This is a genomic window from Photobacterium sp. GB-56 (genome assembly GCF_003026105.1).
Lineage (GTDB): Bacteria > Pseudomonadota > Gammaproteobacteria > Enterobacterales > Vibrionaceae > Photobacterium.
Window position 1 is genome coordinate 269,650 of sequence record NZ_PYNW01000005.1, and the last position, 23,720, is coordinate 293,369.

The following is a 23,720-nucleotide window of genomic DNA, read 5'->3' on the forward strand; positions in this document are numbered from 1 at the left end:
GCCATGCGCCTAAATGATTAGTTAGGCATTTGTTTTATTGAAGGTAATAATTTGGTCTTAGTTATTCCCTTAACACTTAAAACAAAAAGGTGAGCAGTCATGATCATGTTTAAGCAGTTATCAAAACCGTACATACCTAAAACGGTAATGATGTTATCTGGAACACCGTTAAAACTACCTTTGACCATATCAAAAAAATAATCGATACCTACATCAACCCCCTTAACCACAGTTAAAGAGACACCCAAAGCAACAAGTAATTGAATAACCGTTGCAACCAAAAATGAAGCAAAAGTACCCGATGTAAAAAACGCGACGATAGCCGCAAGAATAGCTGCCATTACAAACCTCTCCCTATACCTTTAGCTGCAATCAACATTGCAACAATTCCAGATAATGCTTCTAAAAATGGCTTTAAATATTGAGCAAGCCAACAAAATGGATCGTATGGAATTTCGATATTTTTTCCATAGATAGAAATGACTTCAGGTGATGGACAACCAGCCGTTGCGAAGTCGATACCACCAACACCAAAGTATTTTTGGTCAGGCGTGGAAAAGTCGTATTCGTCACCGATTAATTGTGTTTGGTCGAATTTAGATGCGTAATCACGCATAGGGTCATTGAGTGCCTTATCCCAATTTATATTTTGAGATTCACACCAAGACTTATGTTGCAGTTCTAACGATGCACACTTTAGTTTGTCACCACTACAGCTAAACGACTCACAACCGACAATAGTTAATTGATTAGGGATGCACGATTCATCTTCTGGATTTTCAGCACAGCTATCTTCTGTTAATGCCTCTTTGATTTCGTCTAGCTTTTCATTCGTACCGTTCATGATGTCTGATGAAGCACCGCCCCCCGTAGGCTTTTCAATCAGTTCATTTAATAATTCCGCTTGATACTGATTTAGGTCGGTGATGTTTTGTAAATGGTCGGTCACTAGGTCGGTATTATCAGCCGTTACCTTTGAGTTGTCTTTGATGGTTTCTAGCTTATCAATGACATTGATTTGATTATCAATCATGACGTCATCATTGGTGAGGGCTAGACCACTGTTTTGAGCGTCAATATCTGAAATGGTGTTATTGACTTGAAGCAATTGAGTAATTTTAGCAAGGTTGGCTATCACATCGGGATTTTCAACAGGAGCTTCGCACAACTCAGGATTTTCGATACATTCAGGCGAAATATTAGGGCAGAGTTCAGGGTAAAGCTCACAATAATTTTCAGGTGTTACAGGTACATCGGGATTAGTGCCACCGCCCGAACCGTCACCACCGCCCGAACCATCGCCACTATCAGGAGAGCAAGAACCACCTAGAACGGAAGAACATTCACCGCCACCGCCTTCGCCATCATTACCCCCGTCAGTATCACCACCGCCAGAGCCGCCACCGTCACCACCTTCACCAATGGGCGTATAGGTACAAGGTTCAATAACGTCTATGGTTTCGGTTTCAGCGTTACACTGTAAGTTAATATTTGCGGTTGAGCCTTTGGGCGTACCATCAAGACAGGCTTGTATTTGGTCATCAATAGATTGTTGTGTTTCGGGGCGTTCGCAAAAAGGAGGTGGAGGAGCAACACATTCACCAGTAGATGGATAGTCAGGATCTTCATGATCAGCAGGACAAGACTGATTATCAGATGAACGATAAATGATAGCGTCAATATACCATTTACGGGTATTTTCGCTGTAATAACACTGAATAATATTTGAAGAAATTTTTGAAGTTTTCCAAATATTACGAACAAAAGATTCACCGTCAGCAACTTTTGATTCACATGTTTGAGGCGATTTAAAATTACCAGCAATAGTATGTGCTTGAACCCAATGCCATTCAGAAGAAAAAGCTGCAGAGCTAAACAATAACGGCACTAACAATAAAATCCATTTCATCGGTTGCCCCCAAGTAGAATAGAAAATGAAATAATCGTGACCATAAGAATGTAAGCAGTAAGCAAAGTGGATTGGTCAAACATGGAAATTTCCTTATAAAAAAAGGGCAGCATAGCCACCCTTGATTGAGTCCATTTTCCGATTAAGAGAACAACGCACCCTTAGCCCACTTAAAGGCAACGGCAGTTGCAGCAGGGGCAAGTTTTGCCGCACCGATAGCCGCAATTGCCACCGTAATACCACCGATAATCGCTACAGCACCAGTAACGTCAACAGTGGCAGGGTCACTAGCAAAAGCAGGTGCAGCAACTAAAGAAACAGCAAAAACAGTTAAAACTTGTAACTTATTTAATTTAGCCATGATATTTTCTCCATTAATTAATCATGAATTGATAAACGTATTGCACGAAAGGCATACGCTGTAACCATTGGGATTATTCCCGAGATAACTAATTGGCTAACATCAGAAGTTGTTAAAGATGCTTGAGCAATATAATGAACCGTCCAACCAACTGGACAATCATTATTTACAATAGCAACACTGCAAACAGGCACATACATATATTAACCAACAAGAATTTATTTTTCAGATAAAGGTTCTTTTATTTCTTCCCAAATAAAAATAATACCTTCAACAACCTTTGATATTATTTCAAACGCAATAAAGAAACAAATAAGAGAAATAAAGATATAACCAAATATATCCATTATTTAAAATGCATTAAATTCAGTCACAATATTACGTGATGGATTTTCAGGGTCAGCACTTAACACTAATTCGATTTCGATAGGGAACTCAAGACCACTAAACGAATTAAATAAGGTTTGGTCAAACATCATATTAATTTCTTTTACATCCATACCTTTGCGCTGAATGTTGGTGTTCTCATTGCTGAAATCCTTTGCTGGAACTAGGTACTGGACGTTAGCGAACGCATAAGGCTTAGGCGAACCGCTTTTCATTGACGTACCGTTACCCATGACGATACCAACCGCTAGAACTTTTAACGTACTCATAATTTTAATATCCCTATTGTGGACTTTATTTAAATACAGTAATGGAAAGTTACATTAAGCTAATTTATATATATCTTCCCAAGAGGATAAAGGCTTATTATATTTAACCTTTGATGATTCTTTTGTTTCTTTTAAAGCTGGCAATATTAATCGGTCGGGAATATCTTCATCGGTTAAATGACCCGTCATTAATTTAATAATGGATTCATCGCTATATTCCATTGCATGCTTTAAATAATTAATTAATTTACCGCATTGTGTTGCACCGTTTTTAATTGCGTTATCAACACAAGTAAAATATTTACGCTTTAATGTTTTAATTTCACATTGTTGCTCAGCCTCAACAAATTGCAGTGCAGGGTAGGAGGCTGATAAATAATTAGCAGGGCTTAGTAATACATCAAAAGGAATAACTCTATCTTTAGCCCTTAATTCTAATTCCCAACGAACCCAATCAGGATTTTGAGTCGATTTTAATTGCTTTCCTTTTTCGTAAACACGTAACATCTTGCCAGCATCACGCGTTCCTACGTAAAAAGAACGACCCTTGTCAGGTGTAAAACCATATCGCTTGGTTAGGCTTTCTGATTTAGGCTCGTTACCACGCCATGCCTCTTTCTGGTACTTAACCATAGATGTTAAGTGACCCGACTCGATATAGCAGTAAGAGGACGGGCGACCTTTAGTAACAAACGCGCCTTGTTCGGCTAAATCTCTCGCATCATCGACATTGTATTTACCATCAAACGAATCATGCGCAATATCGACACGAGTAATCTTGCAATTGGGGATTGCTGCAATGGCATCATGCACAGCTTTCATATCTAATGCAGCACAGCCAACACCAGAGAACGACACATAGCAACCGTGATTTTTTGCACCCCAAGCACATAAGCCAGCTTGCTGACCATTCACGCGAATCGTTGCCGAGTGAGGATAGCCAGAAAAGCCACCCGATTTTAATTCAAACGACCAATCATTACCGAACGTACCTAAACCGTGATTTAAGCGATTGATAAAGCGGTCAACTTCACCACGACATAAACAATCTAACGTGTTTAAGCCAAAGTGATTTAATAAGTCTTTCTTAACATCTTGAAAATGTTGTCTAGGCGTATCTTCATCAAAAACAAATTGCGCGTTATCAAGTAAGTCACCAACGATCTTTTTGTAATCCAGACGGGCGTTATCTTGGGCAAGATGGGCGATAGCTTCACCAACCGTATTAAACTCGAAGAACTTCATAGCCTTAATGGACGCGCCAGTTTTGGCAACTTCATAGATTCGCGCTAACTCAGTAGGACACCAAGAGAACGAAAGAAAGTCGATAATGGCGCTTGGTTTATTATTCTTCATTGTCAAAAACGCCTTGGTCGTAAAGTTGTTGCCAGTTGTCAGCCGTTACCTGATACAAGGTATAACCGTCTGGATAGAACTCAGAACCGATATGATGCAACTCAACCAATGAACGGAAATACTCAGGTTCACCCGCGATAAAAGCGAACCCCGTATTATCTTCCATAAGTTCATAGTAAAGGTTTGTCATAATTTCAGTCTTAAGCTCTCAGTTGTCATTATGAACAACTGTAATTGTTGTTACCGACAACCGCAAGTTGTCCAATTTGGCAATTATCGGGTTACAATAAGTTAAAAGGAGATTTGTTATGTATATAAATAAGCTGTTAGATGAATACAAAAAGACTAAAAACTACGTCCAAGATAAACAAATAGCCGCTGATTTGAACATGGACAAAGCCAAACTATGTAGAGTTAGAAAAGGTGAACGCTATCTAACTGATAGTGAAGTGATTTTTTTAGCTGAACAATCAAATATTGACCCACACGCAGCATTGATATTTTTAGCAGCAGAACGCGCTAAAGATTTTAAAGCTCAACAATTATGGGCAGACATAACGGCAAAGTTAAGTAGCCAAGGATTTGCTGGCTTAAGCCTTGGTATTACTGGATTTCTAGCCTTTGGATTAATCATGCCCCAGTACGCATTATGTAACTTATGTTAAATAGGGTATCTAGCTTATTATCGGTCATAGACAGCAAACTAAAGTGTCACATGTATTGCTCTACTCTGCTGATTTATTGATAGTTTTGGTTTGTTACAGGGTCATTTAACAGTATTGCGTATTTACCATAAAATAGGTAATTACCATTAATAATTCTTGTTCTGCGAACGCTATGCATTCTTGAACAAGGATTATTTGGAATTACCAAAAAAGAACAGCCTCAAACGCTATTAGAGTTTGAGGCTGCTTTAATGTTACTTAATACTTAACTTACTTTTCGCCAACCAATTTCAATGGATTGGAGTTGCTCGGTAAGTAACGTAACGAAAACATAGCGTCTGGATGGCATGTTTTTTTGTTCAAAATGCTGTCGAATTTTTCTTTACTCACACGATCGGCTTTGAAACTTTTAGCCGCTTTATCTTGCACGAAGATTTCGCGGATAATGCCGACATTACAGCCTAAGTCATCTAAGTAAGCATGGCGTTCATCTGTCGATAATGCTTGTGTTCCCGCACCATCTTGTACATAAACAATTAAACCTAAGTTGGTAAGTTGATCTGTCCATTGTTTTATCTGGCTTTGAGTTAATTGGCCTGATAAGTAAAGACTGATCATTAATGGCTCATCATACCGTTTTACTTGCTGCTTTAGGATTTGTGCCAGTTGCTCTCTTTGTGCCGGTGTTTTGAAATCGTAATCTGATAACTCTAACGGTAAATATAAACCTTGTACTTTGTTTGAGTGTATTCTTAACCAAGTTTTCCACTGCATGTATGATTTATGCAGTTTGTTAAAGTACTCTGTTAAATACACTTTTTGCTCAGTAGCATTGGTATGTATCTCACGGAAATAATTAGGATCGGAATATAATCCGACCCATAATTTTATATTATCATCTTGCAATGCTTCCATACGCTGCGCTAACCAGCCGTGAGACTCTCCAAAGGTTTGATTGCCGTATTGTGTCCATTGAATGACGATGTTTTTTATACCTATACCCCTGATTTCTCTACCAAACTCTTTCCATTGCTGTTGTGAGATATCACGATCTTGATTAAGCGGTTGATAGAAAATACTAAGATTTTGACTATCTGCCTTTTGCTGACAGCTAGTTAAAAAGATAAGGAAAAACGCAGTAAGACAGCATCGTCTGATTTGTTTCCCTGTGAACTTTGTAGTGTATGTTGCCATTCAAGACCTACTTCTGAATCTACGTCTAAGCCATTGTATTTGGTGTAATGTGAATTCCAGTTCCAACTTGCTCCTAAACCTGCCACAGTAGATGTGTTGTCACTGTCGTCGGCCCATTGTATAAATGTGTATGGCGTAAGTCTTTGTTGGTAATCATTTTTCATCTTGAATGTTTGACCAATTTCGTAACGACCAAACAAATTATAGTCATTTGTATTATCTAGATATAATAATCCGTCAGCATAAACGCTCTGATATAACCAATGATTGAGATCAGGCTTCCATGCTTTTGACCATTTATCGTTTGAAAGTACGTTTGAACTAACACGTACATAAGGTCGTAATTTATGGTCATCGCCTATTACTTGTTGGCGAACACCGGCTTTTAAATAAGTATCATGGCTTGCTATGGGTTGGACTTGATACGATAAATCCAAGTCAGTGGTATTGTCTGATGATGTATTAGCAAATCCCCCATTACTTAATGCTGCAATAGAAAATGCACTGCGTGGGAGCCACGGATGTTCAAAATAGTATTTAGCATCACTGTATAAGAAGTAGTTTCCTGCTCGACTAGATACCCCTGGCATTGCTTGTTGTTGATCAGTCCCAATCCAACCCGCGATATTATATTTCCAGCCTAAATTGATGTTTTTATGTGAGCTTTGTAAGTAATTAATCAGTTTCTTGTTTGGTGCTGGGCTAGTTAGCTCCTGATCAATAGCGGCTTTATATAGCTGTGATGAAAGTGCTGTATCACCGTTTTTATTTGCGATATCAGCATATTCTGCAGTCATATTGACATCTTTTTTATACTTCAGATGTTGATATGCATTAGCAAACGCCTGCTGCGCTAACTCAGGGTCTTTTTGATAAGTTTGGTAACCTAATAGCGCACTCGCGTTACCGGTTTTGTCGCTTTCAAACAATTTTTTTACTAATTCGGTATCGTTATTTTCTGCTATGTATGTAGCAAGATCTTTGATTAATTCCGATGACTGTGTGTGATCAATCCCTTGCTCTATACGTGATATTACAGTGGCTTTATCATCCATTTTTTTAGCAATATCAATGCCTAGCTGCCACCACTGTTCATTCTGTTTATCAAAGTTTGATTCCAACCAGTCCTGATTTGCACGCTTTGTTTGCCCTACTTCATTCATCGTTTCTATATCTAAATAACGTGAGTATGGTGGTAGGTTTTTAAAATCTGACGTATTACGCACAGCTTTATGCCAGTATGATTCACTGACCTTATACGCTTTTGCTTTAGCGAACCATTGCGCTAACACTAATGATTGTTGAGCTGTCGGAGCGTTTTTTATTGTTGCCTGATACTGCTCTGCTGCTTTCAATGGATCATGATTAACCACACAATATGCGATCGCTTGGTTTAAATAATCATTATTTGTTACTAAGCCATCAACCATCTTACATTGCTGCTGTAACTGCCAAACCTGAGGTGACAATGTCACTTTATTTCTGTTTGCGTCCGCAATGATTTGCGGGGTAAACAAGGTAATATTACGTTGAGCAATATCTAAGATGTTATTAACAATTTTACGATCGGCCAATAGCTTTTGTTTATGTGTTTGTAAGCCGTATTTAATCATTGATGCTGCGAGTTTATCCCCATTGGAAGATTGTAACGCATTAAACACCGCATGAACTAAATCGGAGTTATGGTGATCATTTTTGTAAATCTGAAAAGATACTCTGGCTGCTTTACTGTATTGTTTTACTTTTGAATAGGCATACGCAAGTTCTCTGCCAAATGACTCCTGATGATCGTTATCTTTTAATAAATTGATTATCTTCGACCATGCGCGTTGATTCTTGTAGTGCGTTAATAGCACGCTTGTTTTCAATTTCTTTGCGCTACTCTGCTTAAAGTCAATTTTTTCTAGTTGGCCATACAACCCTAATTTATCATCAAGTTCGATCCACATTGTTGAGTCTTTCTGCGGATCACATTGCTTCAATTTCATTTTGGCCTGTGTGATATTATCTTCCGATATACTATTCATTGTTTGTTTCAAACAAGGCGTCATTTCGGCAAATTCATTAATGACTTGTTCATCTAATGAATTTAAGTAATCTCGTTGTTTAATAAACACATCAGAAAGCGCATTATTGTCATATAAGCGATTTAGTTCTTTTCGTGCTTTTTTGTATTGGTATGTCGCCAATAAATGTTCAATATATTGGTTGTAAAACTCTTGCTGATCAGGAAGTGAAATAAGTTTAGACGCATAACTCAGCGCCTTTATCTCATTACCATTCATTAATGTAGTAAGAGCAAGATATTTTAAATCCGTCTGATTACTCGAGTGTGATTGATAAATTGAATCAAGTATTGGTTGTGCTTCAGCATACTTCTTGTCTGAATATAAATGATAAGCTTCATAGCGAAGCGTTATTAACGACTTATATTTATCTGGCTTATTATATGACCATTGTAATGCTTTGGTTGAGCCATACTGTTTATCTATATTGTACAGATTATTAGCAAAGAAACTCTGCATTTGTGTTGCTGTTAGTGTGTCAGCAATTTTTTTCAACTGTTCCTGCGTGTAAAACTTGCCATTTTTTGCGTTATTCAACCAGACATTGAGAACCTCATTACCCCTCTCATTCTTTGGTATTTTGGTTAAATATTTTAATTGCGTTTCAATCGGCTTACCGGCACTTACAGCTAACTGATAAGCGAATTTTAAAAAAGGAACATGGTTCGGAACAATAATGAGTGCGTGATCCACTTCTTTCAATGCTGCATTGTATTGTTTGTTTTTTTGTTCCTGATACGCCTTATCAATATACGGATAAGTGCGAAAATGCTCTGAATCTGTAAGATGCGCATAAATATTAGCTGACGCATGTACATTAACACTCATAAATGCACAAGCCATAGCGATTGATGTTCTTTTGAAGTTATTCATAAGTACTGTTTGCATTCATTAATAAGTTGATTAACATTCATTTGCTGTGAAGCTTGAAGCTCCAATGCTTTGTCTATGGCTTCTTTTGTCACGTAATGGTGCTGTATTAAAAATGCACCAAAACTTTGCTCATATTCTTTTTCATAAGCAAGGATAGCCTGATTCAGCACCGCTGACTCTATTTGTTTACTCATTAATAAACACTGACCTAGTTGACTCTGTGTTGCAAAGTACTGATCAATCAGAGTGTTGTAAGCCTCTTGAGAAAGATTTTTCTTACCAACGGTTTCTTCAATCACTTTATGAGGATTAATCTCTTTTTGCTCTAAATACCAGTAGCGTAAACCTAATGTCACAGCACCATTAGTCGTAATTACTGATTTTACAGGGCACTTTAATCGTCTTTTTAACGTTGCTAACGCTACAGGGCTTAATGGCATTTCTTTACCTAGCACGAGCATTTCACCATCTTTTCGTAGTGGCAGTACCGAGTACTTCAATGCCAGTTTTTTAGGTAACAATTCAATAAGTGCTGGATCTAAATCAAAGGGATCACAGTGTTCAAATTCAGATTCAAATTGCTCAGCAATTGCTTTACTTAAATCGTCATTGCTCACAATACCTTGCTCAACTAAGTACGAGCCGAGTAAACGGTCTTTCGGCATATTAATTAATACACTATTCAGCATTTCTTCCGTTATTTTATTGTTTTCTTTTAAGATCTCTCCAATTGGCTTTTTCCGTATTTCATCTTGAATGCTTGGAAAATCATGGGTAGTTTTATCCCAAGCAACACGCCTTGCATCACCTTGTTGAATAACTTGTGTAATAGCACGAACGTTAGCAGCAAAGTTAATAACAGTGCCCCAACATAAACGTAGTAGTGATAGCACGCCTTCTAAATAACCATAGTATTGGCTTACAAAGAAAAAACGTTGGAATAAGCGGTTAATAAACAATAAGGTATTAATCACTAAAAGAATATGAGTGGTCTTATCGTTAGCAATTATAGATAGGAAATGGAAGCCATCTTTCACAAAGTAGGAATAGATTGTTAGTCCCACTAATTGTAAAAAGATAAGCATAGATAGAAAGCCTATCGTATTGTTAATAAAACCTCTTCTGTCACGCCATAAAAAGTAATTTAACTTCCAATCGCTCGTCCATTTGGTATTTTTAAAACCTTGGAAAACGATACCAATAATCCAGCGGCTTTTTTGACGGACTGCTGTACTAAATGTTGTAGGGAAATATTCACGCACACAGACAACGTTACCGTCATGCAGGGATACCCCAATTGAGTCTTCTTTGAGTGTTGATTGGTCTTTATCAATAATAGGGAAACGTACAAAGATTTCGTTCATTCCCCATTGCTTCAGCCGTAAACCAATATCGTAGTCTTCCGTTAATGATTGAACATCAAATGGTAAACCATCACCTGCCACTAATAGTTTTAAAATCGCTTTACGGCTAAAACATGTCCCCACACCAGCACTAGGTACTTGTCCTGCTATCGCTTCTCGAACAACAACATCTTTACCATGTAATTCAGCAAATTCATCAGCGTAGTGGCCCGGTGTCATTTGATACCATTTACGGGTATAAGGATAAACAGGCAACTGAATCAGATCTTTTTCAGGCAATAAGTAGTTGTAAAGGCGCAGTTCCATTGGTGAAACAATGTCTTCTGAATCATGGAGAATAAAACCTGAAAATTCGATTTTTGCTTTTTTCTCAAACTCTATAATTGATGAGATAATGTTGTTTAAGCAATCTGCTTTACTGGTTGGCCCTGGGCGAGCACACACCACTTTATGTACGTTAGGAAAACGTGCACAAACACGATCAACATCAGCTTGTGTTTCAGGGTCGTTAGGATAAGTACCAACAAAAATTTGATAGTTTTCATAATCTAAGCGAGATGCTGCCAGCTCAGCCATTTTATCGATTACGCCAAACTCTTGCCATGCTGGTACCATGATCGCTAATGGCTGCTCTTCTTTTTGATAAAGATCATTTACATTTTTACGTGAAAATCTTTTATAAACGGTGCCCTTTCGCCAAAAATGGCGTATCCAGTAGTAGAGATCGATGAACAAGTCATCGATACCACAAATACATAAAATCACCATGGTCACGAACAGTACAACGCGTAAGCCATATAAGTAGTAGAGAAAATAATCGAACATATCCATGATTAGAACTCGTGCACTCGCTTACAAATAAGGGCTGATGCATCGCCTTTACCGTATGGGTTTAGACAATCTTCAGATTTCCCTTGCAGCAACAGTGTCAACGCTGCATCGACAATACGATCACTATCATCGGCTCCCGCTAATATAGATAATCCTAAATTTAGCGCTTCTGGGCGCTCTGTCGTTTCTCGTAAAATTACAACTGGTGTTCCATAAGTCGGTGCTTCTTCTTGAATACCGCCAGAGTCTGTCATAGTCAGCACAGATGAAGCGAGAGTCTGCTGCAAGGCCAAATAGTCAAGCGGCTCGACAATTGATAGGTTTTCCACCCCATTTAAATTATCCATCACAGCTTGCTTAACTGTTGGATTTGGATGCACCGCCAAAACAAAGCGCAACTCAGGCTTTAAGTTAATAAGTTTCTTAATTGCTTCGCTAATGGTAGGAATAGACAGCCAATTTTCACGACGATGAGCAGTAACAAGTACTGTATTAGTCGCTTCAAGGTTAATGATACCTTTGTCTAATAATAATTTTTGCGCATCAATTGCTGTATTACCTGTCACTATCACAGATTCAGGTTTTATACCTTCTGCAAGTAGTGCTTTCTTTGCCATTTCTGTTGGAGAAAAATGCAAATTTGCAATACGAGCGACTAAGGTTCGATTCGATTCTTCTGGAAAAGGATGTTGCAAGTTACCTGAACGCAAACCAGCTTCAACATGGCCAATGCAGGGTATTTGAGCATAAAACGCAGCCATAGCACCGGCTAATGTAGAGCTTGTATCACCATGAACGAGGACACAGTCGTATTCGTTCTTTTGTAATACCGATTGAATATTTACCATTAAACCAGAGACTAAATCCGTTAATGTATTTCCTTCTGGACGTTGAAAGAAATAATCTGGTTTGATGTCAAAAACTCGAAAAGTTTGCTCTGCTAGCGTGTCATGTTGCCCTGTATGGCACCATTCAACCCACTTTTTTTGTTTTTTAAATTCAGCATATACTGGTGCCATTTTTATTATTTCTGGTCTAGTCCCTGTAATAATAAGTGTTTTCATAGATATTTACTCAAACTATTTATAACTCAAAACCCATCTGAAATTTTAATATTAAATATTAATATAAAACTCCCCTATAATATCCAAAAAGCTATTAACCAATGATTGTTAATATTTATTAATGAATATGTAGTAAAAATAAATAAAATTAATGACTTTTACGTAACTTTCAATCAACCTATAATTCGGACTGAATTTACGATAATAAAACAATATATTCAATTATAAAAAGAAAAAAATAATACACCGTTTAAAATGATTGTAAGGAAAAGGTACTTATATTCTCTCCAACATCAGGAATTACATATACTTAAAACTAAAAAAGAGCGACATAGCGCTCTCTTATTTAATTGAAATATAATTTACTGCAAATTTATATTTCAATTTTAAATATAAAAAATATACCCACAATGAAATTACTTTTCGCCAACTAATTTCAATGGATTGGAATTGATGGGTAAGTAACGTAAAGAAAACATAGCGTCTGGATGGCAGTTTTTTTCGTTCAAAATGCCGTCGAGTTTTCCTTTACTTATACGATCAGCTTTGAAACTTTTAGATGCTTTGTCTTGCACGAAGATTTCGCGGATAATGCCGACATTACAGTCTAAATCATTTAAGTATGCATGCCGTTCATCTGCCGATAATGCTTGAGTTCCCGCACCATTTTGTACGTAGACAATTAAACCCAAGTTCGTAAGTTTCTCTGTCCATAGCTTTATCTGTTTTTGAGGTAATTCACCCGATAGATAAAGGCTTATCATTAATGGCTGATCGTATAACTTCACTTGTTGCGCTAAGATCTCTGCCAGCTGTTCTCTTTGAGCTGGTGTTTTGAAGTCATAATCGCTTAATTCCAATGGTAAATATAACCCTTGGACTTTATTAGCATATACCTTTAACCATACTCGCCATTGTAAATAGGATTCATGTAACTTATCGAAATATTGCTTTAAATATACTTTTTGTGCGGTTTGATCTGTATGTATTTGTCGAAAATAATTGGGATCTGAATATAAGCCAACCCATAGCTTTATATTGTTGTCTTGAAGTACTTCCATCCGCTTAGCAAGCCAACCATGTGATTCACCAAAAGTTTCATTGCCATATTGCGTCCATTGGATAACAACATTTTGAACGCCTAGCTTTTTTATTTCAGTTCCAAAATGCTGCCATTGCTTTATTGAAATATCGTAGTCTTGATTGAGTGGTTGGTAAAAGATGCTGAGATCGTTTTTCTGGGCTGTGTTCTGGCAACCGATTAAAAGGAAAAGGAATACCGTACTAATGCAGCATCGTCTGATTTGTTGCGTTGTGAACTTTCTACTGTATGTTGCCATTCAAGACCTACTTCTGAATCTAGGTTCAAGCCATTGTATTTTGTGTTAAACAATTTAAAGTTCCAACTTACTCCCAAGCCAACAACAGTCGATATGTCTTCACTGTCGTCGGCCCATTGTACAAATGTATATGGAGTAAGCCTTTGCTGGTATTTCTCTTTAATTTTAAATGTGTTACCTATTTCGTAGCGAGCAAACAAAATATAATCATGTAAATTATCAACGTAAATTAGACCATCAGCATAAAGACTTTGATATAGCCACTGGTCAGACTCTGGCTTCCAATCTTTTGACCATTTATCATTTGATAATACGTTGGAACTAATACGAAGGTAAGGTCGTGTTTTACGATCTTTTCCAATAACTCGCTGACGTACGCCTGCTTTTAAGTAGCTGTTATGTTTAGCAAAGGGCTGAATTTGATATGATAAGTCTATATCGGTGATATTGTCCGATAACTTATTTTCAAATCCCCCATTACTTAACGCCGCAATCGAAAAAGCAGAACGTGGTAACCAAGGTTTTTCAAAATAGTATTTGGCTTCTTCGTATAAAAAGTAATTGCCTGTGCTGTTAGTTAGTCCAGGTATCGCATTTTGTTGATCTGTTCCTACCCAACCAGAAACATTGTATTTCCAGCCTAAATCAATATTCTTATGTGAGCTTTGTAAGTACGCTAATAATTTCGGATTAGCTTCTTTTTGTTCAAGTACTTGATCAATCGCAGACTTATAAAGCTGTTGTGCATTGCTAAGATTGCCATTTTTATATTCAAGATCAGCATATTGAGAGATCATATCTACATTTTTTTTGTGCTTCGGATAACGATATGCACTTTCAAATGCACGTAGTGCTAACTGTGGATCTTTTTTATAGGTTTGATAGCCCAGTAATGCACTCGCATTGCCCGTTTTATCATTTTCAAATAGTTTGTTAGCTAATCTACTATCGCTAGTTGTCACTATGTGTTCGGCTAGATACTGTGTTAATACTGCTGATTGTGTGTGATCAACTCCCTGCTCTATACGTGCAATCAATATTTCTTGGTCTTCTAACCTTTTAGCAATATCAATGCCTAACTCCCACCATTGCACATTTTTCTTATCAAAGTCTGATTCTAACCAAGACTGATTAGCCAGTTTTGGTTCACCTACCTTAGTAAGTGTATGAATAAACAGATAACGTGAATATGGCGTAAGCCCTTTTAGGTCAGTACTGTTACGCACCGCTTTAAGCCAATATGTCGAACTGGCTTGATATTCGTTTGCTTTTGCAAACCATTCTGCTAATAGTAATGCTTGTTCTTTGGTGGGTTGTTGCTTAAGCGAAGATTGGTAATGTTTAGCTGCCTTCAGCGGATCCTTATCAGCAACACAATATGCGATTGCTTGTTTTAAAAAGTCATCATTAGTAGATAAGCCTTCTATCAAATGACATTGATGCTGTATCCCCCAAACTTTAGGTGACAATGTCACTATTTTCCGGTTGGCGGCTGCAATACTCTGTGGTGAAAATAATCTTACGTTACGTTGCATCATATTTAGAATGTTATTAACAAACTTTGGGTCAGCGAGTAATTTTCTTTTCTGTATTTTAAATCCATAGTTAACCATCGATGCTGCAATTTCATCACCATTTGGCGACTGTAATGCATTAAAAATAGCATGGTTTAAATCGCTATTCTGATGGTTGTTTTTATAGATGAGAAAAAAGATCTGAGCAGATTTATTATATTGATTTACCTGTGAATAGGCATAAGCCAAATCGCGTGATAATGATTGTGATTTATAGCCATCATCTTTTAATTCGTTTATGATTTTTAACCATTTTTGTTGTTGTTTATAATGTGTTAACAACACCTCTTTTTTCATCTTCTTAGCGCTTGGTTGATTAAATTGAGTGTTTTCAATTTGTGTATATAAATTCAATTCACTTGCCAGTTTAATCCACATTACTGAGTCAGTTTCCGGCTCACAGTTTTTAAACTGAAATTGCGCTAGTGCTGCTTTATTTGTACTGATCTTGGTTACTGTCTTTTTTAAACAATCTGACATTACCGAAAATTCTTTGAGCGTTTGTTGATCCAATGAATTAAGGTAATCACGCTGTTTAGTGAAAGATTCTGGTAGCTCATTATTATCGTATAATTTATTGAGCTCAACTTTGGCTTTACGGTATTGATAAGTTGATAATAGGTGCTCTATATACTGGTTGTAAAAGTCTTTATGATTACTGTCTGATATTATCTTTTCCGCATATTTTAATGCTTGAGTTTCATCACCATTTGCGAGTGTATTCAAGGCTAAAAATTTTAAATATGTTTGGTTGCTGTGTGATGACTCATAAAGCTTTTCTAGCAATGGCTGTGCTTTTTCATAATTTTTTATTGCATAAAGGTTATATGCTTCAAAATGCAAAGTTGCTAATGATTTATATTTTTGAGGCTTACTGTACGACCACTCAACTGCAGTTTCTGCATTATATTTTTTTAAGAGTTTATAAACATTATAAATAAAGAAGTTTTTCATCTGTTTAGTTGTTAACGTACCAGCAATACGTTGTAGTTGTGTATCCGTATAGATCTTGCCGGTCTTGGCATCCTCAAGCCAAACATTAAGAATGTCATCCCCCCTTTTACTCTTCGGAATTTTAGTTAGATACTTGAGTTGAACGTTGATCGGTTTCTCGGCTTTGACTGCTAGCTGATAACCAAATTTTAAAAAAGGAATATGGGTTGGAACAATCGCTAATGCGTTATTAAGCTCTTCTAATGCTACATTGTATTGTTGATTGTTTTGCTTTTTATATGCTTTATCAATATACGGGTATGTACGAAAATGCTCAAGGTCCGACAAATTAGTGTAAATATTGTCATCAGCATCTACTCTGATACTTAATAATGTACAAGCGGTAGCGATTAAGGCTTTATCGATATAATTCATTAGTACTGTTTACACTCATTAATAAGGTTATCAACATTCATTTGTTGGTCGACTTGTAATTCAAGTGCTTTATCAATTACTTCTTTGGTTACATAACGATGATTAATCAAAAACTTTCCGAAGCTTTTTTCATGCTCGTTTTCATAAGCAAGAATTGCTTGATGTAATACAGCAGGTTCAATTGCCCTACTCATTAACAAACACTGACCCAACTGACTTTGTGTTGCATAGTATTTATCAATCAAAGGCTTATATTTGGCTTTTGAGTATTTATGGTGACCGACCATGGTCTTAATTATGTGATAAGGGTTGATCCCTTTTTGTTCTAGATACCAGTATCTTAACCCTAGTGTCACTGCACCATTAGTAGTAATCACTGATTTTACTGGGCACTTTAAACGTCTCGAAATTGTTGCTTTTGCGACAGGGCTTAATGGCATTTCTTTTCCTAAAATCAAAGTATTACCATCTTTCCGCAAAGGTAGTACCGAGTATTTTAAGGCCAGTTTTTTAGGTAATAGATGTATGAGTGAAGGATCTAATTCAAAGGGATCACAGTGTTCAAATTCTTCTTCAAATTGTTCTGCAATCGCTTGACTTAAATCATCATTGCTGACTATGCCTTGCTCAACTAAATACGAGCCTATCAAGCGATTTTTAGGCATATCAAGAAGGACACTTGTTAGCATCTCTTCTGAAATTTTCATGTTACGTTTTAATATCTCACCAAGTGGTTGCTTTCGTGAATCATTAGCAAGCGTTGGAAAATCATGGGTCGTTTTATCCCAAGCAACACGATGAACATCACCTTGTTGAATTACTTGACGAATCGCACGTACATTAGCTGCAAAGTTAATCACCGTTCCCCAACATAAACGTAGCAATGATAGGAAACCTTCAAAGTAACCATAATATCGGCTAACAAAATAAAATCGTTGTAATAAGCGGTTGATTAGTAGGAAAGTGTTAATCACTAATAGTACTTGAGTCACTTTATTATCAGCAATAATTGACAAAAAATGATAACCATCTTTCACAAAGTAAGAATAAATACTGAGCGCCACTAATTGAAGGAAAATAACCATAGACAAAAAGCCTATCGTATTATTAATAAAGCCTCTTCTATCACGCCACAAAAAATAATTTAACTTCCAGTCATTGGTCCATTTTTGTTTATTAAAGCCCTGAAACACGATACCCACTATCCAACGGCTTTTTTGACGTACTGCGGCGGTAAAGGTTGTCGGAAAATGTTCACGAACACAAACTACACTACCATCATGCAGGGATACGCCTAATGACGATTCTTTTAGTGTTGGTTGTTCTTTATCGATAATAGGAAAACGTACAAATATCTCGCTCATGCCCCACTGTTTTAAGCGTAAACCTATCTCATAATCTTCAGTTAATGATTGAACATCGAACGCTAAACCATCACCGGTAACCAATAGTTTTAAAATAGCTCTGCGACTAAAACAGGTACCAACACCTGCACTAGGTACTTGCCCTGCTATGGCTTCACGGACCACAACATCTTTGCCATGTAATTCTGCAAATTCATCCGCATAATGCCCAGGCGTCATTTGATACCATTTGCGAGTATAGGGATAAACAGGTAACTGAATGAGATCTTTTTCAGGCAATAAGTAGTTGTAAAGACGTAATTCCATTGGCGATACAATGTCTTCAGCGTCATGCAAAATAAAACCTGAAAATTCAATTTTCGCCTTTTTCTCAAATTCAATAATTGATGAGATAACATTATTTAAGCAGTCGGCCTTGCTGGTCGGCCCTGGCCTTGCACACACAATTTTATGCACGTTAGGAAATCGCATACAAACACGATCAACATCAGCTTGGGTTTCAGGATCGTTCGGGTAAGTGCCTACAAATATTTGATAATTTTCATAATCCAAACTTGATGCGGTAAGCTCAGCCATTTTGTCAATAACACCAAATTCCTGCCAGGCTGGTACCATGATAGCCAGTGGTTGTTCATGTTTTTGATAAAGATCATCCACGTTTTTACGTGTGAATTTTTTATAAACGGTTCCTTTACGCCATAAGTGACGCACCCAGTAATAAATATCAACAAATAGATCATCGATACCGCAAATACATAAGATCACCATAGTCACAAATAAAACGAGACGTAATCCATATAGGTAATAAATGAAAATATCGAACATATCCATAATTAGAACTCTTGCACTCGTTGGAGAATGATTTTGGATGCATTTCCTTTACCATATGGATTAAAGCAAGCGTCTGATTTACCAATAGATAATAATGTTAAGGCCGCATCTACAATAGATTTATAATCTTTTGCTCCTGCAAGTTTTGATAAACCTAAATGTATTGCTTCTGGTCGCTCTGTCGTTTCTCGTAAAATCACAACAGGCGTGCCATAAGTCGGTGCCTCTTCTTGAATACCACCAGAATCGGTCATTATTAAAACAGAAGAAGCTAATAGTTGTTGAAGCGCTAGGTAATCTAACGGCTCAACAATGGTAATATTTTCAATACCACTTAAGTTATCTAACACGGCTTGCTTCACTGTTGGGTTGGGATGTACGACAACGACAAAATCTAATTCGGGCTTAATTGAGGAGAGATATTTAATTGCTTGGCTGATTGTGCAAATGGATTGCCAATTTTCACGTCGATGAGTCGTAACTAAAACTGTATTATTCACCGTATGGTTCACTAACCCTTTATTTATTAATAACTTTTGTGTATCAATTATGGTATTGCCCGTTACAACTGTTGTATCTATATTAATCCCTTCTGCTAATAATGCTTTTTGTGCAATGTCAGTAGGGGAAAAATGTAAATTCGCAATGCGAGCGACTAATGTTCTATTAGATTCTTCCGGAAATGGATGTTGTAAGTTGCCAGATCGAAGCCCTGCTTCAACGTGTCCAATACAAGGTACTTTTGCGTAATACGCAGCTAAAGCCCCTGCAAGGGTTGAGCTTGTATCACCATGAACCAAAACGCAATCGTAGCTATTTTTTTGCAGCAACGATTGAATATTTGTCATTAAGCCAGATAAAAGATCAACTAATGTAGTGCCTGTAGGACGTTGAAATATATAATCAGGTTTAATATCAAAGACTTCAAATGTTTGCTCTGCAAGAGAATCATGTTGACCTGTGTGACACCATTCAATAGTTTTATCTTGATTCTTAAATTCAGTATACACCGGAGCCATTTTTATTATTTCAGGTCTTGTCCCTGTAATAATTAATGTTTTTTTCTCCATTATCCTCACCTATTAATAATATAAAGTGTAATATTCCATCCATGAAAAAATAGTGTTTACTAATTGAAATGTTTACATTTATTTTTTAAATTGTATAAACCGTACAACTCGTACAACTTGAACTTAATTAAATTTAATAAATATTTAATGTTAATGTCATATAACTGAGCTAATAGGTACCAGTTAATAGATGAGTTGATTTAAAATCAGACATCTAAAGTAATACGAGATAGACTTTATAAATTATTAGTATATTTATAGTTTCTAAATGAATAATTTCAAATCTTTATTTCAATTTTTTATTCATATACATATAAAAAAAGTGCCACTATATCAGCAGCACTTAGTTTACTTTATTTCATTAATCGTCTAATCAACTAATCGACGTATTTGCCATAGACGTTTACGCCAATAGGGATGATTAATATTGGATATAGCCACACCGCGTGAACTTGTTGCATTCACAAAACGTCCGTGATCTAAGTAGATTCCAACATGGTGATGCCAGCCACTGGTTTTAAAGAAGACTAAATCACCATAGTGAAGGTTTTCTTTTCTAACTTTATAACCTAATTTTACTTGCTGTAATGTAGTTCTTGGTAAATGTACATGATAGACCTCATTAAACACTCGACGAACAAATGCTGAGCAATCAATACCATGATGTGAGTTACCACCATAAAGGTATGGCGTATGCGCCCAATGTGAATAAGCATGCCAGATCTTAGAACGCCATTTTTGAGACAGCCTCAAATTCCTGACATCAGACCAAAATGATCTGTGATGTACGTAATGCCCTTTCAAGGTGTAGTAATCGACAGGAATTCTATGCCTCCTAGCACTAACATGATGCCTTGAGTGACTATCATGGTGTGAGTAATGCGATTTATGCACTACATGATGATTTGTGCTGTGGTGTGTTGAATGTGCATGATGCGTTTCATGCTTCTCACTATGTTTTGGTGTTTTGCTATGTTTATGTTCAATATTATGACTGTAATGGTGAGTAACTACATGATGATGAATATTTGAATGATGTTTTTTATCAAGTTCAACATGATGTTCAGAATGCGTATGTGCGAATGCTGTTATCGGTAAAGCTATTAAGGACAATAATAACGTCTTTCTTAATTTAGCTTTTAATACGTTTTTAAGGCGATATGAAGACATGAGTGATGCTGCTATGTTTTTATCGTCTACTAATATAATCGCTTATTATTGCAACTTAATAAGCAAGATATTGCTTTTTTCGATAGTTAGTATTATGACTTTGATTCTATAGAGAATAGACAGTTATAAAAACAGATATTAGATATTACTAACTTTTTATTTTTGAAAAATAAGCTATTAGTCATCACTATGAATAGTATACATTGATTATTTAGCAATAATTCGATTTTATTTACAGAAATATGCAGCTATTTATCACACAATCATTCACCTTATGAATGGCTCTGTTTATATTTAAATATATTGATTATCGTTTTGTTGTCATTTATAGACAATGATTAAAAATAACAATAAAAGCACCTTATTTATTATGCTCAGTAATAACAATTTTTCATGATTAATACAGTTTATTATTGCTTAATGGAACTTCTAACGTATTATCTTGTTTGCCATTTGGCATACCTATCATTTCATCGTAAGCACTTTGTTGCCTAAGTACCCAGGTTTTTACTTTTAATTTCCTGCATATTTTTTGTATTTCTAATATAGAAATCGCTTTGATGTAATCACCTTTTTCATTAGTAATGTAATGCTCTTGTTCATCTATAACCACTGATACTTGATACAATGATAGATCTAACGAATGAACAACCAATTTATCAATGTAAAAGAATTTTTCTAGTTTACTTAGTGGCATCGTCATCATGTGTCTCTTCTCTTTGTTTTAAACATTAAGCGTAATGACTGTTACGTACCAAGTGAGAAAAAAGATTATTTACTTCGCAATGTTATATACCCAAGCAACCTCAAGATGCAGTGTTCAGCGAGACGACCTTAGCTCTGAATCAGGCATATTGAAGTCGCTTGGGTATACATTGTTTTAATCATACAAGTACTCTAGATTGATGAAAAAAGTAAATGTGTGTGGCTTATTGCGATTTATCGGCCAATCATTGGAAGATATGAACCATCAGTTTGCTGTGTAAATAGCCAAGTCTTTATCTTTCACGGTAATACTGGGATCCCTCTTATAGGTGCTTGCAGGCGATGTTTGTATCGCACCGGCTATATCAATTTCAGAATGCGTTCAATGCTTGTTAACTTTCTTACCCACCACTTAAATATTGACTGGCATGACGATGTCACTCACCTTGCCCAATTGTTTTTATATTTCTACCCCGCTATTCATTGCAGCCAATTCCAAGTGCAAGCTGGAGTTACAAGTATTAACACTATTCGTCTTTATAATCCGACTAAGCAAGCTAAAGAACATGATCCTAATGGTGAGTTTATCCATAAATGGGTACCTGAATTAGCAAATATCCCTGTTCCTTTGTTATTTGAGCCTTGGACGCTTACTGAATTAGAAGTTGTGATGTACCAACTAGATAACAACAGCCGTTATCTTTCCCCCATTATTGATCTGGCTCGCAGTTCCATAAAAGCGAGAGAACGTTTATGGGGATGGCTAGCCCGTGATGATGTTAAATCAGAGGTAAATGCGATACTTAACCGACATGTAAGAACTAAAAACACGCAGTGACTGTTTTTAGCTTTTAATTGTCAAAAGTTACAAATTCAGCAATAAAATTATTCGTTATAGTTTGTAACAAGTTAGAAAGATAATAAATCTGTAGAAACGCTGAAGCATGTGGCATTGAATCACAAGTAGCCCCAGGGGGAATTATGATGACATTTTCAAAACAACTAGAAAAAATGCGTACTCAAGATGGTTTCATTGCAGCACTTGACCAAAGTGGCGGCAGCACACCTAAAGCATTAAAAGCTTATGGTATTAATGAATCAGACTACAATAATGACGAACAAATGTATGATCTTGTTCATGCCATGCGCTCTCGTATTATTACAAGCCCAGTCTTCACTAGTGATCGTATTATCGGTGCAATTTTATTTGAAAATACGTTAGACCGTGAAATTGAAGGCAAACCAACGTCACAATATTTATGGGAAGAAAAAGGTGTTGTTCCCTTTTTAAAAGTCGATAAAGGCTTAGAAGATAAAGCTAATGGCGTACAATTAATGAAACCAATGCCAGAGCTAGATCAACTCTTAGCTAAAGCAAAAGCTAAAGATGTATTCGGCACTAAAATGCGCTCAGTGATTTGGGAAGCCAATGAACAAGGTATTAGAGATGTGGTTGCACAGCAAATTCTATTTGCTCAACAAATTATCAATGCTGGTTTAGTGCCTATTATTGAGCCTGAAGTGAGTATTGATAGCCCAGAAAAAGCGCAGGCTGAAATTATCTTAAATCGTGAGTTAATGTCTCAATTAGATAATTTACACCCTAGCCATTACGTTATGCTAAAACTCACACTTCCAGAGCAACCTAATTTATACGCTGATACGATCTCACACCCTAATGTAATTAGAGTGGTTGCTTTATCAGGTGGATTTCCACTTATGAAAGCGTGTGAAAAGTTATCTAAAAACAACGGTATTATTGCAAGTTTCTCTCGTGTACTTACCGATGATTTATATGCAGATCAGCCTCAATCTGAGTTTGATGCTGCTTTGGCAGAAACAATCGAACCTATTTATCAAGCTTCCCGCACCTAAGTTTGTAAGTAAATAACTTAGCTGCTCATGGTTAAGTTATGTTGGAATTAATTACTGCCACGGCGATCAACATGTTTGATCGCC

At 36.6% G+C, this 23,720-nt stretch carries 19 protein-coding genes and 1 pseudogene; 3 read left to right on the top strand and 17 right to left on the bottom strand.

What is annotated here, in order from left to right:
• Positions 1-17: 17 nt before the first annotated feature.
• From C9J42_RS09480 to C9J42_RS09510, 7 genes are all read right to left on the bottom strand, one after another.
• The gene (locus tag C9J42_RS09480) at positions 18-341 is read right to left on the bottom strand and encodes a DUF2523 family protein (protein ID WP_107301936.1); all 324 of its coding nucleotides are present in this window, start codon (positions 339-341) and stop codon (positions 18-20) included.
• Positions 341-1,909 carry a virulence factor TspB C-terminal domain-related protein gene (locus C9J42_RS09485; protein WP_107301937.1) on the bottom strand — a complete coding sequence of 523 codons (1,569 nt, stop codon included), beginning with the start codon at positions 1,907-1,909 and terminating at the stop codon, positions 341-343. The genes C9J42_RS09480 and C9J42_RS09485 overlap by 1 nt, the downstream gene beginning before the upstream one ends.
• Before the next feature lie 142 nt (positions 1,910-2,051).
• Positions 2,052-2,270, bottom strand: coding sequence for a major capsid protein (locus tag C9J42_RS09490; RefSeq protein ID WP_107301938.1), 219 nt, complete (start codon positions 2,268-2,270; stop codon positions 2,052-2,054).
• Between the two features lie 17 nt (positions 2,271-2,287).
• Entirely contained in the window at positions 2,288-2,470 is a 183-nt protein-coding gene (locus C9J42_RS09495; protein ID WP_107301939.1) for a hypothetical protein, read from the bottom strand.
• Between the two features lie 150 nt (positions 2,471-2,620).
• Entirely contained in the window at positions 2,621-2,926 is a 306-nt protein-coding gene (locus C9J42_RS09500; protein WP_107301940.1) for a hypothetical protein, read from the bottom strand.
• Positions 2,927-2,980: 54 nt separating this feature from the next.
• A complete protein-coding gene (locus C9J42_RS09505) occupies positions 2,981-4,282 on the bottom strand; it encodes a replication initiation factor domain-containing protein (protein WP_107301941.1) in 1,302 nt (433 codons plus the stop codon).
• Positions 4,272-4,472 (bottom strand): hypothetical protein, encoded by a 201-nt coding sequence (locus C9J42_RS09510; protein ID WP_107301942.1) that lies wholly within the window; start codon positions 4,470-4,472, stop codon positions 4,272-4,274. The genes C9J42_RS09505 and C9J42_RS09510 overlap by 11 nt, the downstream gene beginning before the upstream one ends.
• Before the next feature lie 118 nt (positions 4,473-4,590).
• On the opposite strand from C9J42_RS09510, the gene C9J42_RS09515 reads away from it, so the two are divergent.
• The gene (locus C9J42_RS09515; protein ID WP_107301943.1) at positions 4,591-4,947 is read left to right on the top strand and encodes a DUF3693 domain-containing protein; all 357 of its coding nucleotides are present in this window, start codon (positions 4,591-4,593) and stop codon (positions 4,945-4,947) included.
• Positions 4,948-5,217: 270 nt separating this feature from the next.
• On the opposite strand, the gene C9J42_RS09520 is transcribed toward C9J42_RS09515, so the two are convergent.
• The 10 genes from C9J42_RS09520 to C9J42_RS09565 form a co-directional block, all read right to left on the bottom strand.
• Positions 5,218-6,141 carry a DUF4434 domain-containing protein gene (locus tag C9J42_RS09520; RefSeq protein ID WP_107301944.1) on the bottom strand — a complete coding sequence of 308 codons (924 nt, stop codon included), beginning with the start codon at positions 6,139-6,141 and terminating at the stop codon, positions 5,218-5,220.
• Positions 6,063-9,035, bottom strand: coding sequence for a lipopolysaccharide assembly protein LapB (locus tag C9J42_RS09525; protein ID WP_158260205.1), 2,973 nt, complete (start codon positions 9,033-9,035; stop codon positions 6,063-6,065). The genes C9J42_RS09520 and C9J42_RS09525 overlap by 79 nt, the downstream gene beginning before the upstream one ends.
• Before the next feature lie 41 nt (positions 9,036-9,076).
• On the bottom strand, positions 9,077-11,275 hold the full coding sequence (locus C9J42_RS09530; protein WP_107301946.1) for a glycosyl transferase family protein: 2,199 nt from the start codon (positions 11,273-11,275) through the stop codon (positions 9,077-9,079).
• A 2-nt stretch (positions 11,276-11,277) separates the two neighbouring features.
• A complete protein-coding gene (gene wecB, locus C9J42_RS09535; protein WP_107294589.1) occupies positions 11,278-12,339 on the bottom strand; it encodes a non-hydrolyzing UDP-N-acetylglucosamine 2-epimerase in 1,062 nt (353 codons plus the stop codon).
• A gap of 416 nt (positions 12,340-12,755) precedes the next feature.
• Complete coding sequence (locus tag C9J42_RS09540) at positions 12,756-13,679, bottom strand: DUF4434 domain-containing protein (RefSeq protein WP_107301947.1); 924 nt, start codon at positions 13,677-13,679, stop codon at positions 12,756-12,758.
• Positions 13,601-16,621: a hypothetical protein gene (locus C9J42_RS09545; protein WP_107301948.1), complete on the bottom strand. Its 3,021-nt coding sequence runs from the start codon at positions 16,619-16,621 to the stop codon at positions 13,601-13,603. The genes C9J42_RS09540 and C9J42_RS09545 overlap by 79 nt, the downstream gene beginning before the upstream one ends.
• Complete coding sequence (locus C9J42_RS09550; RefSeq protein WP_107301949.1) at positions 16,621-18,816, bottom strand: glycosyl transferase family protein; 2,196 nt, start codon at positions 18,814-18,816, stop codon at positions 16,621-16,623. Before C9J42_RS09550 ends, C9J42_RS09545 begins: the two co-directional genes overlap by 1 nt.
• Positions 18,817-18,818: 2 nt before the next feature.
• Positions 18,819-19,886, bottom strand: a complete 1,068-nt coding sequence (gene wecB, locus C9J42_RS09555) for a non-hydrolyzing UDP-N-acetylglucosamine 2-epimerase (RefSeq protein ID WP_107294593.1) — start codon at positions 19,884-19,886, stop codon at positions 18,819-18,821.
• 369 nt (positions 19,887-20,255) lie between these two features.
• The gene (locus tag C9J42_RS09560; RefSeq protein ID WP_107301950.1) at positions 20,256-21,056 is read right to left on the bottom strand and encodes a C40 family peptidase; all 801 of its coding nucleotides are present in this window, start codon (positions 21,054-21,056) and stop codon (positions 20,256-20,258) included.
• Positions 21,057-21,453: 397 nt separating this feature from the next.
• Complete coding sequence (locus C9J42_RS09565; protein WP_107247462.1) at positions 21,454-21,759, bottom strand: DUF6482 family protein; 306 nt, start codon at positions 21,757-21,759, stop codon at positions 21,454-21,456.
• Between the two features lie 306 nt (positions 21,760-22,065).
• Between C9J42_RS09565 and C9J42_RS09570 the strand changes: the two are divergent.
• Positions 22,066-22,599: pseudogene (locus C9J42_RS09570) on the top strand (FAD-binding domain-containing protein); the annotation flags it as partial.
• A 146-nt stretch (positions 22,600-22,745) separates the two neighbouring features.
• Positions 22,746-23,636 (top strand): fructose bisphosphate aldolase, encoded by an 891-nt coding sequence (locus C9J42_RS09575; protein WP_107301977.1) that lies wholly within the window; start codon positions 22,746-22,748, stop codon positions 23,634-23,636.
• Positions 23,637-23,720 lie beyond the last annotated feature (84 nt).